General features: G+C 66.2%; 12 protein-coding genes and 1 tRNA gene. 5 read left to right on the top strand and 8 right to left on the bottom strand.

All coding sequences use genetic code 11. The annotated features are described in order from the left end of the window. The first annotated feature begins 2 nt into the window (after nt 1-2). Nucleotides 3-830: an enoyl-CoA hydratase gene (locus ACQPYR_RS37945; protein WP_433624173.1), complete on the top strand. Its 828-nt coding sequence runs from the start codon at nt 3-5 to the stop codon at nt 828-830. A 54-nt stretch (nt 831-884) separates the two neighbouring features. On the opposite strand, the gene ACQPYR_RS37940 is transcribed toward ACQPYR_RS37945, so the two are convergent. Further along, nucleotides 885-1,952: an Hsp70 family protein gene (locus tag ACQPYR_RS37940; RefSeq protein WP_433624171.1), complete on the bottom strand. Its 1,068-nt coding sequence runs from the start codon at nt 1,950-1,952 to the stop codon at nt 885-887. 119 nt (nt 1,953-2,071) lie between these two features. Continuing rightward, entirely contained in the window at nt 2,072-2,620 is a 549-nt protein-coding gene (locus ACQPYR_RS37935) for a MarR family winged helix-turn-helix transcriptional regulator (RefSeq protein WP_433635352.1), read from the bottom strand. A 158-nt stretch (nt 2,621-2,778) separates the two neighbouring features. Here ACQPYR_RS37935 and ACQPYR_RS37930 point away from each other — a divergent pair. Then, nucleotides 2,779-2,853: transfer RNA gene (locus ACQPYR_RS37930), tRNA-Cys, on the top strand. A gap of 66 nt (nt 2,854-2,919) precedes the next feature. On the opposite strand, the gene ACQPYR_RS37925 is transcribed toward ACQPYR_RS37930, so the two are convergent. The 6 genes from ACQPYR_RS37925 to ACQPYR_RS37900 form a co-directional block, all read right to left on the bottom strand. Continuing rightward, on the bottom strand, nt 2,920-3,969 hold the full coding sequence (locus ACQPYR_RS37925) for an ABC transporter ATP-binding protein (protein ID WP_433624169.1): 1,050 nt from the start codon (nt 3,967-3,969) through the stop codon (nt 2,920-2,922). Then, nucleotides 3,966-5,519, bottom strand: coding sequence for an ABC transporter permease (locus ACQPYR_RS37920; protein WP_433624167.1), 1,554 nt, complete (start codon nt 5,517-5,519; stop codon nt 3,966-3,968). Before ACQPYR_RS37920 ends, ACQPYR_RS37925 begins: the two co-directional genes overlap by 4 nt. A 2-nt stretch (nt 5,520-5,521) precedes the next feature. After that, the gene (locus ACQPYR_RS37915; RefSeq protein ID WP_433624165.1) at nt 5,522-6,541 is read right to left on the bottom strand and encodes an iron ABC transporter substrate-binding protein; all 1,020 of its coding nucleotides are present in this window, start codon (nt 6,539-6,541) and stop codon (nt 5,522-5,524) included. Between the two features lie 126 nt (nt 6,542-6,667). Beyond that, complete coding sequence (locus ACQPYR_RS37910; protein ID WP_433624163.1) at nt 6,668-8,068, bottom strand: metallophosphoesterase; 1,401 nt, start codon at nt 8,066-8,068, stop codon at nt 6,668-6,670. A 14-nt stretch (nt 8,069-8,082) separates the two neighbouring features. Further along, nucleotides 8,083-8,718 (bottom strand): Rv0361 family membrane protein, encoded by a 636-nt coding sequence (locus ACQPYR_RS37905; RefSeq protein WP_433624161.1) that lies wholly within the window; start codon nt 8,716-8,718, stop codon nt 8,083-8,085. 356 nt (nt 8,719-9,074) lie between these two features. Next, the gene (locus tag ACQPYR_RS37900; protein WP_433624159.1) at nt 9,075-10,007 is read right to left on the bottom strand and encodes an alpha/beta fold hydrolase; all 933 of its coding nucleotides are present in this window, start codon (nt 10,005-10,007) and stop codon (nt 9,075-9,077) included. A 102-nt stretch (nt 10,008-10,109) separates the two neighbouring features. On the opposite strand from ACQPYR_RS37900, the gene ACQPYR_RS37895 reads away from it, so the two are divergent. The 3 genes from ACQPYR_RS37895 to ACQPYR_RS37885 all read left to right on the top strand — a co-directional run bounded on the left by ACQPYR_RS37895 (nt 10,110) and on the right by ACQPYR_RS37885 (nt 12,612). After that, entirely contained in the window at nt 10,110-10,922 is an 813-nt protein-coding gene (locus tag ACQPYR_RS37895) for a helix-turn-helix domain-containing protein (protein WP_433624157.1), read from the top strand. Between the two features lie 302 nt (nt 10,923-11,224). Further along, nucleotides 11,225-11,863, top strand: a complete 639-nt coding sequence (locus ACQPYR_RS37890; protein ID WP_433635351.1) for a type IV toxin-antitoxin system AbiEi family antitoxin domain-containing protein — start codon at nt 11,225-11,227, stop codon at nt 11,861-11,863. After that, nucleotides 11,863-12,612 carry a nucleotidyl transferase AbiEii/AbiGii toxin family protein gene (locus ACQPYR_RS37885; protein ID WP_433624156.1) on the top strand — a complete coding sequence of 250 codons (750 nt, stop codon included), beginning with the start codon at nt 11,863-11,865 and terminating at the stop codon, nt 12,610-12,612. The genes ACQPYR_RS37890 and ACQPYR_RS37885 overlap by 1 nt, the downstream gene beginning before the upstream one ends. Nucleotides 12,613-12,682: the final 70 nt, after the last annotated feature.

The raw sequence follows: 12,682 nt of genomic DNA, 5'->3' as shown, positions 1-12,682 counted from the left end.
ATATGGATGCATCGCGAAGCGATTCCGTGGGGGGTGGTGGTCGGGCGACGGGAGGGCGCGACTTCGAGACGATTCTGCTGGAGCGCAAGGGCCGGGTCGGCTGGATCACGCTGAACCGCCCGAAGGCGCTGAACGCGCTGAACGCGCAGGTCCTCGACGATGTCATCGTCGCGCTCGACGAACTCGAGCACGATGACGCGATCGGCGCCATCGTCATCACCGGTTCGGAGCGGGCCTTCGCGGCCGGTGCCGATATCAAGGAGATGCAGCCCAAGTCGTACATGGACATGTTCATGAACGACTACTTCGCCCGCTGGGACCGGCTGGCGCAGTTCCGCAAGCCCACCATCGCCGCCGTCGCAGGTTATGCCCTGGGCGGTGGCTGTGAGCTGGCCATGATCTGCGACATCCTGCTCGCCGCGGACAACGCGAAATTCGGCCAGCCCGAAATCAAGCTCGGCGTCATCCCGGGCATCGGCGGCTCACAGCGCCTGACCCGCGCCGTCGGCAAGGCCAAGGCCATGGATCTGGTGCTGACCGGCCGCAATATGGATGCGGAGGAGGCCGAGCGCGCCGGCCTCGTATCCCGCATAGTGCCCGCCGCCGAACTGCTCGACACCGCACTCGAGGTCGCCGAGACCATCGCCTCGATGTCGCTGCCGGTCACCATGATCGCCAAGGAAGCCGTGGACCGCTCTTTCGAAACCACCCTCGCCGAGGGCCTGCGCTTCGAACGCCGAGTCTTCCACTCGCTCTTCGCAATCGACGATCAGAAGGAAGGCATGAGCGCCTTCGTCGAGAAGCGTCCGGCGAAGTTCACCAACAGCTAGCGCCGATGGGTAGCACTGTGCCCGGTCGAGTGAATCTCGGCCGGGCACAGGTGTTCAGTTGAAGGACGTCGCCGGGATTTCCGCGACTTCGACGGGGGTCGGCGCGTTGACGCCACCGGGTGGCTGGGCGGAGATGTGGTCCATGGCGAGCAGTCCGGCGATGGTCGCGCCCAAGGCGATCGTAACCGCAACGGCGGCAATGAGTTTGCGGCGGCCGGTGGTGGTCGGCACCAGTGAACCGGTCAGTGCTCCGCTGCGTGAGCGCGCCATGCGCACGTCGCCGGTGGGACGTTCCGCGGCGAGCAATACCGCCCCGCGGGCCGAAACGTATTCGGGCTCCTCGTCGTAGATGACCGGCAGTTCGATCACTTCGGACAATTCGTCGCGGATATCGGGGTTGCGGGTGCAGCCGCCCAGCAAGATCAGAGCTTCCGGTTGGACGCCGGTCTCCTCGATCAGTTGGCGGACGAACGATGCGGAGTGGTGGATGCCCGCGGCGCACAGTTCGGCGAGGTCGCTGCGGGTGACCACGGCGCGTCCGCCGGAACTGGTGTCCGTCGCGGTAATTACCCGGGCGCTGCTGAGTTCTTCGCGATGCCTGCGGCTGGTCAGTTTGTCGGTGAGTACACCGCCGCGGGCCAATTGCCAGCACAGCAGTGCGTCGTAGCCGTCGCCGCCGAGTACGGTGCTGCGTTTGCTGGACAGGATGGTGTCGGTGCGGCAGTCGGCGTGGGTGATGGTCAGACCGGAACTGCCGAGGTCGTAGAGGATGACCGAGCCGGTGGTGGGCAGGCAGCCGGTGAAGCGCAGGTAGCGCAGCTGGGCCAGCGGTTCGTCGACGATGGTGAGCCGGGTGCGGCCCGCGGTGGTGCGGATGGCGTCGGCGTGCAGCGGGCAGCGGCAGGTCACGGCGGTTCCGGTAATGAGCTCGTCGCGCCGGTCGGCGGCCACGCGCATCTGGCGGATCGCCTCGAAGACCGCTTCCTCGACCCCACCGCCCGCCCGCCGCGGCACCTGGCATCGATCGATCGGGGGGAGATGCGGCTGATCGGAATGCGTCAGCATCGCGCGGGCACCACCAGCGCCCGCCGATACCCCCAAGACCAGCACCATGGATTCCATGGTGGACCCTTTCGCCTCCGCTGCCAAGAAGACGGGGCGGGAAATTCGCTAGTTGGATGCCAGACCGTTACCGCACGGTCGTCCGCACGGTGTAAAGACCGACCGGTCCGGCTGTTTGGCTACTGTTCGTGCGCCGACCATCGGGCCGGTTCATCGCCGGTGTCGAAGTCCCCTGCGGCATGGCGGAATTCCGCGAGCAACTGCAGCAGCGTGTGCAGCCGGTCCGGCGGAAGGCCGGGAATCGCGAACACTTTCGCGTTGAGTTCCTCGGTCGCCTCGGCAACCAATTTCCTTCCCGCGGAGGTTATTTCGATCAAAGTGGCACGTCGATCGCTAGGGTGTGGCACCCGCTCGACGAGCTCGGCTGCTTCGAGTCGATCGACGGTATTCGTCACGCTGGTCGGGTGCACCTGCAGTCGCGCACTGGCCTTCGCCATGGGCAGTGCGCCCGTCTTGCTGAAAGCAAGCAGCATGAGGAGTTCGTATCGAGAGAATGTCAGACCGGTCGGTTTCAGGGCCTCGTCCACTCGGGCCATCACGATTTGCTGGGCGCGAACCAGCGAGGTCACCGTCGCCATTCCATCGGCGAAATCGCCCCAGCCGTGGCCGACCCATTGACGATGGGCCTCCTCGATCGGATCAATCGGAAGTGGGCGTGGCCGCGACATGGTCTTGATCATTCCACGTTCCGCCGCCGCTCCGAATCTTCTCCCGATCGGTGAGCGCCGCAGAAGTCGCATTCCGAAGAGTCGAGCGTCATCGGTTCGGATCACACTGAGCGCAAACGTGGGCATTCCGATCCGGCGACGGCAATATTCATCGCGAGGCGGGCGTGGCTGAGTGGTTGAGGCAACGGTCTGCAAAGCCGTTTACGCGGGTTCAATTCCCGCCGCTCGCTCCAAAGGTGAGGGTGCGCCATGGGTGCCCGACCCGGTGATACGCCACCGCCGGGTCGGGTGTCCGTGGTTCAGGCCGGTTCGAAGGCCACGGCGTTCCCGAGCACCTCCAGACGGACGCGCTCGCCCGCGGTCGGCGCCGCAACGCTGGCCCGGCGTACCCGCACCGGATCGACATCGCCGTCCAGCGCGATGGTCAGCATCACATCCGCCCCGCGGAACTCCACCTCGTGCACGATCCCGCTACTCGCTTCGCTATCCGAAACCACCTGCGCCACAAGCTGTTCCGGACGAATCATGATGGTCGTCGACCCGGTTGGCGCGGACTTCTGCACCGGAACCCGGCCGAGCGCGCATTTGGCCACATCGCCGTCGACCATCGCGTCGAGCAGTACGCAATCGCCGAGGAATTTGGCGGTGAACAGATCGGTGGGCGCGGCGTAGACCTGTTCCGGTGCGCCGACCTGGGTGAATACCCCCTCACGCATGACCGCGACCTGTTCGGCGAAGCAGAGCGCTTCCTCCTGGTCGTGGGTGACCAAGATGCTGGTCATGCCCGCCGCCCGCAGTGTCTCGGCAACGGCCTGCCTGGTGGTGGCTCGCAGCCCGGCATCGAGTGCGCTGAACGGCTCGTCGAGCAGCATCACATTGGGTTTGCGGGCGAGCGCACGCGCGAGCGCGACGCGCTGCTGCTGGCCGCCGGATAACTGATGGGGGCGGCGCTCGGCGTAGGACGGATCGAGCGAGACCATCTCCAGCAGCTCGTTCACCCGATTCCGACCGCGTCGCAGCCCGCAGAATCCATTGTGCAGACCGTAGGCGATGTTCTGGCCGACGGTCAGATGCGGGAACAGCGCACCGTCCTGCGCGACGTACCCGACATTGCGCCGCTGCGGCGGCACCGAAAACCGGTCGCGGGTCACGGTTTCGGTGCCGATCGCGACCGAACCCGTGTCCGGCGCCTCGAATCCGGCGATCACCCGCAAGAGCGTGGTCTTTCCGCACCCCGATGAGCCGACCACCGCGGTCGAACTGCCGTTCGGCACTTCGAGATCGATCCCGCCGAGTACCCGGTGGTGGCCGAATGTCTTCGAAACGTCCGCCACGACAAGCCGACTCATAACCCGGCCGCCTTCCTGGATTGGGTGAACAGCAGATACGTCACCGGCACGGCCGCGACGATCATGATGAGTGCATAGGGCGCGGCCGCGGCATAGTCCAATTCGCCCGAGAGCGACCAGAATCGCATAGCCAGTGTGCGAGTTCCGCTGGGCGCCAACAGCAATGTCGCGGTCAATTCGGTCGCCACCGCAACGAATACCAGCGCACCGGCCGAGGCCGCGGCGGGCGCGGTCAACCGCAGCGTGACGCGCACGAAGGTGACCGGCCCCGACTGACCGAGCGAGCGCGACACTTCCTCCAGCCCGACCGGCACCTGCGCCAGCCCGGCCCGCACGCTGACCAGCGCCCGCGGCAGAAACATCAGCACATAGGCGGCCACGACCATGGTCACCGTCTGATAGAGCGGCGGCGCCCACCGAATCGTGACCGTCACCATGGCCAGCGCGATCACGATGCCCGGCAGCGAACTCGTAATGTAGTTGGCGCCCTCTACCATTCGGGCGAAGGCCGATGTCGAGCGCACCGCGATCCAGGCCACCGGGAACGCGCACAGTGTGGTGAGCAGCGCGGCCATCGTCGCAAGGGCGATGGTCTGTCCGAGTGCCGTGCCGATCTCGGTGTAATCCCAGACTTGCGCACCGCCGATGCGTAGCCAGCGCACGATGGTCCACAGCGGCACGCCGATCGAGCCGACGACCACTGCGGCCAATGCGGCCAGAACCGGAATGGTGCTGGGCCCCAGCGCAATCCGGACAGCCGCCCGGGGCGCACCGCTGCCGATCCTGGCGTAACGCGCCTTGCCGCGCGCGCCCGCCTCGGCCGCCAGCAACACCAGGCAGCACAGCACCAGCACACCGGCCAGCATGCTGCCTGCCGGACCGGCGAAGCTGGATTGATACTGCTCGAAGATCGCGGTCGTGAAGGTGTCGAACCGAATCATCACGAACGCGCCGTATTCGGCGAGCAGATGCAGCGAGATGAGCAGTCCGCCGCCGAGAATCGCCAATCGCAACTGCGGCAGGACGATTCGGGTGAAGACCGCGACCGGACCCGAACCCAGCGCCCGCGCCGATTCCTCCACCGCCGGATCGAGGCGGCGCAGTGTGGCCGCCGCGGGCAGATACACCAGCGGGAAATACGACATCGTGGAGATCACCACGCCCGCCCACAGCCCGTGCATGGTCGGGAAAACGCTGACCCAGCCGTAGCTGTTCACGAACGCCGGCACGGCGAGCGGTGCCGCGAATACCGGCCCCCACCACGCCGCGCCCGGCACATTCGTCCGCTCCACCACCCAGGCCAGCCCGACCCCCAGCACCACACAGATCGGGACGGTGACGATTACCAGCCCGACCGTATTGCGCAGCAGATCACCGACCCTCGGGCGGAAAACCAATTCCGCCGCCTCGTGCAGACCGGTGGAGAAAACGGTGGACACGATGTAGCCGAGCGGCACGAACGTCGCCGCCACCAATAGCAGCGCGACGGTCGTGACGAGTGGCCCTGGTCTTCCGACCCGGGGTGCGGCGACAGCGGTCCGGACGGCCATGGCTAGAGCAGACCTGCCTCGGTCATCAGCGCCGTCACCTTCTTGGCATCGAGCTTGCTCGGATCGACGGCGGGCGCCTGCAGCGAGGCGAGTGGCGGCAGCGCCGGATTGGCCGCGACATCACTGGCGACCGGGTACTCCAACGAGGTGCCGTCGCGCAGGATCTCCTGGCCGGCCTTGGCGGTGATGAACTCCAGGAACTTCTGCGCCGACTCCTGCTTCTTACTCGACTTCAGCACGCCGCCACCGGAAACCGAGACGAAGGCGCCCGGATCCTGGTTCTTGAAGTAGTGCAGTCCGGTGTGGCTGCTGCTCTCCTTGGTGTTGGCCTGGTCGCGGTACCAGTAGTAGTGGTAGATCACGCCGCCGTCGGGTTGACCGGAGTCGACCGCCTTCATAGTGGCGACATTGTTCGGGAATGCCGTGGCATTGTCCTTCATCCCCTTGAGCCACGCCTTGGTGGCCTCCTCGCCCTTGAGCGCGAGCAAGGCCGCCACGATGGCCTGGAAGTCGGCGCCGGAAACGCCCGCGCCCCAGCGGCCCTTCCACTGTGGCTGCGCCAGATCGAGCAGCGACGCGGGCAGTTGATCGGCCGCGATCTTGTCCTTGTTGTAGACGAAAACCGTTGATCGGGCGGCGATTCCGGTCCACTTCCCGGTGGACGGGCGGAACTGCGCGGGCACCTGGTCCAGGGTCTTCTTGTCGACATCGGCGAAGAGTCCGGCGTTCTCCACCAGCGCCATCGCGGGGGAGTTCTCGGTGAGGAAGACATCGGCGGGGGACGCCGCGCCCTCGGCGACCAATTGGTTGCCCAGTGCGGTGTCACCGCCCTGGCGCAGTGTGACCTTGATGCCGGTCTCCTTGGTGAACGCGTCCACCCATTCCTTGGTCAGCGATTCGTGCTGGGCGTTGTAGACGGTGATCTCGTTCTTGTCGTCCGAGGAATTCGAACAGGCCGTCACGCCGAGCGCCGCGACAGCGACGGCCAGCGCTGCGGAAATCGCTTTCCATCTGATCGACATGTTCGAGTCCTTCCGACGCGTGCAAGGTTTCACTTCATATGATGAGGCTTACCTAAGCAAGATACCGCGTCCGAACTGCGGCGATGGTATCGGTACGGCTGCGGCGGATGTGCGTTTGTCTGCCGGTCAGGACAGACCCGAGAAGTCCCGCAGCACAACGTGATTGCGGTCGGCGAAGGTGCCGAGCGTGTAATCCGGCAGCAGGCCGAAGTATTCGCCGCGGGTGGTCGCACTCCAGCGGCGGGCGGCCGCGGTGCGTGTCTTGTAGAAGTTGATCATGTACCCGCCCTCGTACAGGCGCAGCAGGCTGTAGCCGCCCGGATACTCCTTGACGGCGGCGACCTCCAGGAATTCCACCGCGGCTCCGGTGTCGGGGCGGGTGCGACGGTTTCGGTGGGTATGGCCACTGTGCTGCAGGAATACCCCGGGCGCGCGCTCGTAGAGCGTCTGGAGTTCGATGCTGTCCGGGCGGTTGAGGACGAAACCCGGTCCGGCGGTATTGGTCAGACCGGATTCGATGGTCACCGGGTGATGGCCGAAGACCAGCGTCGGGCGGTCCGGATCAGCGCGAAGCAGTTCGCCGAGCCGGTCGAATTGCGGGCGTTCGATGCTGCCGCCCGAACCGTCGAGTTCGCTGGTGTCCAGTCCCAGCAGCCGCAGGCCGCCCAACTCGTGCTCGATCAGTTGCTGGCGCGGATTGAAATGCTCTGCCCAGCAATCGTAATGATCCGCGGGCGCGGGAATGCAGCCCCGATATTCCGAGCCCATGTGCGGACGGTCGTGATTGCCGCGCACGGAGAGGTAGTCGCGGCCCTGCGCGCCCCAGGAGTCCAGGTGCCTGCGAACCGAACGCGATTGCTCCGGCGTCGCCTCGGCGGTGAGATCGCCCGCCATGAGCAGGACGTCGGCGGCGCGGTCGGGGCGGCGCAGATCATCGAGCATGGCCGCGAGCATCACCTCCGGGTAGGGCGGCAGGCCGGGCTCCTGCCGGAAACCCGGCGGCAGGTTGTCGACGACGAGGCCGCTGACCTGCTCGCCGTAGTGCACGTCATTGGCTAGTGCGACGGTGCGCAGCGGACGACCGGGCGGTGGTGTCAGGGTGGTGAATTCGCCGGTGGATTCCGGACTTCCGGGGATGCGAGTGGTCAGCGAGAGCGCGGGGACAGCACGGACGCCGTTCGACCATGCCTCGAATCGGTAGGGACGGCCTGGTTCCAGACCGTCGATCTGCGCATAGTGGAACGGGGTGGGCTCGTCCTCGGCATAGACGGTGGTCAGTGCTGAGTCGGCCGGACCGAGGCGCACTTCGGCGGCCGTGTCGACCGGCAGCAGTCGGCCGCTCGGATCAGGGGCCACCGTCGTCCAGGTGAGAATCACCGATCGATCGGTGACCGTGACGACCTCCAGATCGGTCGCGAAAAGCGGATTCGGCTGAGCCCGAACCGAACCCGGGTCCGCGAGGCTCGCGAGCGCGGCCAGCCCGACGGCGCTGAGGAAGGTCCGGCGCGACGGTCCGCAGCAGCTCATCCGACGAGATTACGTCAGTTCTTACCCGACTCCGCCGAGCAGATCTTCCACTTCCCGTCTTCCTTGCGCAGGTGTTCGGTGGTTCCCGTATCGGTATCCGGCGTCTCACCCGGGACGGTCAGCGTGAGTTTGCCGGTGATCCGGGCCGTCGCACGGTCGCCGGTGACGACGATGTCATCGATCTTGTCGATGCTGACCTCGATCTTGGCGAAATCGAATTCCTTCTTCTGCTCATCGGTCAGCGTGTCGAACTCGGCACGGTCGGCCGCGCATGCCTTGCCCGCCGCGGCGGCGAAACCGTTCGACTCGAGCGTGTCGTAGAAGTCGTGGATGGCCGCCTGGATCTTCTTCTCGTCCGAGGCCAGCGGCGTCTTGCCCTGCACAGTCAGCACCACGCCCGCGGCGACCGCACCCGCGATGACGAGCACCAGTACCAACAGGCCGATGATCAGCCCGGTCCTGCGCTTCTTCGGCGGCGGATACCCCGGCTGCTGATAACCGCCAGGCGGCGGATACCCCTGCTGCGGTCCATATCCAGGACCACCCTGCTGCGGATACCCCGGACCACCCTGCTGCGGATAGCCATACGGCTGCTGCGGCTGCCCCTGCGGCGCCCCGAACGGCGGCTGCCCACCCGGCGGATATGTCATCGTCGCGTCCTCCCGCTCACCCCAACTGTGTGTGAGATTACGGCAACTCGGACCGCCACGACCGGAACACCGATCAGCTCACGGCGACACACGATTGTGCGCGGACCGCAACCGCGCCACCCCTACCTTCGACTCCTGCCGGATTCACCCGCCCTTCTCCTGCGAATCCGGTAACTGCGCAACGCGTATCGCCGAGGTCACCGGCGGACACGCGATCATGCACAGCAACGACGCCGCACCGATGACGAGGTGGCCGACAACTACGTGCTCACCTGCCGAGCAGTCCCGGACACCCCGTCGATCACCGCGCACTACCAGAACTGAGTTCCGCGAAAGACCGGTCGGCCGGCGGGGATTCAGTGCTGACCGGCGAAGTCACGGATGAGTGCGCCGGTGCTGTCGGGCGCTTCGACCATGGGCGTGTGGCCACAGTCGAGGCTCTCGATCCGAATGCCCGGGACGCGGCGGTATTCCTCGAAAGAGTTCGGCTGCCAACGCTTGTCCTGAGAGCCGTAGAGCACCATGGCCGGCACGCCGAGGTCGGTGAGCCGGTCCGGTTCGGTCCGTTCCCGCAGGTAGTCATCCGAGGCGGTGGAGGTCGCGGTGAGACTGCGGTAGGTCATGCCGCGCAGGTCGGCGACGAACCGGTCGGGGATCTGCACGTCCCGGGTGAACGCGGAGCTCATGGCTTGCCGGAGCACGACGTCCGGGAGCAGCGGCCACAGCGGCTGCCCGATCGCCGGAACGAACAGCAGGTTGCCGACCGGACCGTTATCGGTGACGGCGTCCAGGCGGGGTCCGGAGTCGATCACCATGATCGCCGACACCAGGTCGTGGCGCTGTTCGGCCAGCGAGGTGGCCACGTAGCCGCCGGAGGAATGCCCGACGACGATCGCCCGGCGCACGCCCAGCTGGTCGAGCACGGCCCCGACTCGGCTCGCCTGTTCGGACGTGCTGTAGCCGCTGTCGGGTTTATCGGACTTGCCGTGGCCGAGCAGGTCGATGCGCACGACGTACTGGTCCCGCAAGGCGGGCAGCACCGGATCCCAGTAGGCGGTCGAGGCGCCCAGCCCGTGCAGCAGCACCAGCGCGCGAGCGCCGGGTGTTCCGTCGGCAACGACATGGATGTCGCCGCCCGGCAGCTGCACCATGTGCTCGTGCGAATCGTCGGTCTCGGCATTCGCTGCGCCGGTCGTATTGCCGGTGAGCACGGCGACCAGGCCGGTGACGATCAGCATCCCGATATGCCGCCACCGATTCGGTCTTGCGGCGGCAGTGGTTTCGTCCACGGTTTCTCCTTCGATTGGTTGGGACGCCACCACATTCGGACACGACAGCGGGTCACGTATTGAAGAAATGTCAGCGTTCGCGGCCACTCATACAATCGACGTGTGCCTTGGGATATCGCGCGACCGGCGCGGCCACCCGCCCTGCGCGGCGTCGACATGGCCGGATTTCATGTTCACGGGGACGGCCCCGAGCAGGTTCGTGTCATTCCGCATCCGGCGGTCACGGTGATCGTCGAATGCGGCGAGTGCAGCTTCGAGGTCCGCGACTCGACGGGCCGCAGCCATTCGGGCAGCCTGACCCTCGGCCTCGCGGGCACCGCGCTTCCGGTCCGCGTCGACGCCGTCGAATGCGTCCAGATCCGTCTGGAACCGATTGTCGCCCAAGCCATCCTCGGCTTCGCGCCCACCGAGCTGGGCGGAACCATCGTCGGCCTGGACGACCTCTGGGGTCGCGAGGCAGGGAGGCTGTGCGAGCGCCTGCACGAGACACCGAGCTGGCCCGACCGATTCGCCCTGGTCGACACCGCGCTGTCCGCGCGGTCCCGGCACGACCACCGCGTCGACCCGGAGGTCGCCTGGGCATGGCGCCGAATCAAGCTCAGCCGCGGCCGATTCCGCGTCGAGCACCTCGCCGCCGAGCTGGGCTGGAGCCGCCAACGACTGTGGTCACGCTTCGGCACCCAAATCGGCCTGACCCCCAAACGCGCCGCCAAACTGGTCCGCTTCGACCACGCCGTCCACCGCCTCGTCCAAGGACACTCCCCCTCCCGCGTGGCAGCCGAAACCGGCTACGCCGACCAATCCCACCTCCACCGCGACATCCGCGAATTCACCGGCACACCCCCCACCTCCGCAGCCACCGAACCCTGGCTCACAATCGACGACCGAGCCTGGCCGTCGACCACGGCGAGGTAATCGGGCACGACCTTCGAGCACTACCGCCCACACTCCCGGTGGGGTCGCCGCGGTGATTGCGGCATGGGTCGGGCACGCCGACGCCAGCGTGACAGCGAGGATCTATACCCATTCACAGGTCGAAGCTCTGGATGCTGCGGCGAAGACATCGGGTGAGGTTGTGACAACTCGTGACACTGAGTTGACGCAACCACGGGTCGCCGCCAAACCCGGGCGGTGGACGGGGCGGTGGCCATTTCCGGGGTAGTATGCATTTCGTTGGGTAATAGCCAACAATATGCATAGTTCCGGAGGTGGTGCTGGTGACCGGGCGTCGCAGTACACCGCTGCCCAGTGAGCTTTGGCGGGCACCGCTTCGAACTGTGCGGCCCCAGGACTTGGCCGATATCTACGCCCAACCGCGGCCCGAGATCGCGCGGCTCGTCGATCGGGGAGTGCTGCACCGCATCGCTCATGGCTACTACGTCATCGTCCCCCCGGACTACGTCGGCCGGACCTGGCTGCCCGGTCTCGAGGCGGCGGCCGCGGGTATCGCGTCATCGATTTACGGGGCGGATCAGATCGTCGTCATGGGCATCAGCGCTGCCCGCCTGCTGGGAGCCGTACCTCGTGCATTGGCGACTGCGGTTGTCGCGGTTCCGAGTCAGCATCGGCCGATCGCACTGACCGACCGTTCGGCACGGGTTCGGTTCGTCCGCCGAGATACCGACGCTCTCGACGCCGAGCGTATCGAAACTTCACTGGGTCCAGCGCTGGTCACTACTCCGGAACAGACGGTGCTCGATCTTGCCCGGCGCCCGGAGCTGGGCAATGCCGAGGCCGAGGTTCGTTCGGCGGTCGAGACGCTCTACCGCCGGTGTGATTCGGCGAGACTCGCACAGCTCGCTACTGATCAGCGTCTGGGGGTAGCGCTTCGACGTGCGGAAAGTTGGGCGGAGTAATGAGCGTCGACGAACGTGACAGTGTCGCAATTCAATTCGGAGTTTCTGCGGAGCAGGTCGAGCGTGACTATCTGATCTCCCATCTGCTGGCGGCAGTCAGCCGAGGGTTCGGTCACCGGTTGCACTTCATCGGTGGAACTGCTCTTGCCCGTACCCATCTGGTGGGTGGCAGGCTCAGTGAAGACATCGATCTGGTTGCGTTGGACAACCGAACAGTACTGGCTGCCGAGCTCGACGCAGCTTTGCCGCGATCTGTCGCGCGGAGCTACGGTCGGCTGGAATGGGCGCCGTCGCTGAGTGATGTCTCGGACACGGGGGTGGCCAACCTTCGCTCCGCGTCCGGTGTGTCCGTCAAGCTTCAATTGCTGTCGGCACGCGGGCGAACGGTGTGGCCTACCGAACTCCGCCGTCTAGAGCAGCGTTACAGCGACGTGCCGCCGGCCGAGCTGTTCGTTCCCACTTTGTCGGCCTTTGCTGCGGGGAAGACGGTGACATGGCACGACCGGCGCGCATCACGCGACCTCTGGGACCTTTGGGCACTGAGCGGCATCGGCGCGATCGACAGTGCTGCGGGAGCGTTGTACAGGAGATATGGTCCGACAAACCGGTTCCCCAGCCCGCAATTGTTCGATCGTGCACCGGGCGAAGACGACTGGAACACACAATTGGCCGGGCAGACCCGGCTGGTGATTACGGCTGAGACTGCGCTGGCCGTCGTTCGAGACGCCTGGGAGCGAGTTGTCGAATGACCGGTGCGTCCGATCAGCATCGGGAATAAGACTCGTGCGTCGGCGAGATGGATCCATAGCCTGTAGTCAT

The organism is Nocardia sp. CA-120079, from assembly GCF_050955745.1.
In the GTDB taxonomy this organism is placed as follows: domain Bacteria; phylum Actinomycetota; class Actinomycetes; order Mycobacteriales; family Mycobacteriaceae; genus Nocardia.
Note: the sequence above shows the minus strand (reverse complement) of the source record. Positions and strands in the feature narration are given on the sequence as shown.

Excerpts from the sequence above, each read along its gene's own strand:
- ACQPYR_RS37935 (WP_433635352.1), bottom strand. The coding sequence starts at position 2,620 with ATGTCGCGGCCACGCCCACTTCCGATTGATCCGATCGAGGAGGCCCAT.
- ACQPYR_RS37945 (WP_433624173.1), top strand. The coding sequence starts at position 3 with ATGGATGCATCGCGAAGCGATTCCGTGGGGGGTGGTGGTCGGGCGACG.
- ACQPYR_RS37940 (WP_433624171.1), bottom strand. The coding sequence starts at position 1,952 with ATGGAATCCATGGTGCTGGTCTTGGGGGTATCGGCGGGCGCTGGTGGT.
- ACQPYR_RS37910 (WP_433624163.1), bottom strand. The coding sequence starts at position 8,068 with ATGAGCTGCTGCGGACCGTCGCGCCGGACCTTCCTCAGCGCCGTCGGG.
- ACQPYR_RS37885 (WP_433624156.1), top strand. The coding sequence starts at position 11,863 with ATGAGCGTCGACGAACGTGACAGTGTCGCAATTCAATTCGGAGTTTCT.
- ACQPYR_RS37915 (WP_433624165.1), bottom strand. The coding sequence starts at position 6,541 with ATGTCGATCAGATGGAAAGCGATTTCCGCAGCGCTGGCCGTCGCTGTC.
- ACQPYR_RS37925 (WP_433624169.1), bottom strand. The coding sequence starts at position 3,969 with ATGAGTCGGCTTGTCGTGGCGGACGTTTCGAAGACATTCGGCCACCAC.
- ACQPYR_RS37905 (WP_433624161.1), bottom strand. The coding sequence starts at position 8,718 with ATGACATATCCGCCGGGTGGGCAGCCGCCGTTCGGGGCGCCGCAGGGG.
- ACQPYR_RS37920 (WP_433624167.1), bottom strand. The coding sequence starts at position 5,519 with ATGGCCGTCCGGACCGCTGTCGCCGCACCCCGGGTCGGAAGACCAGGG.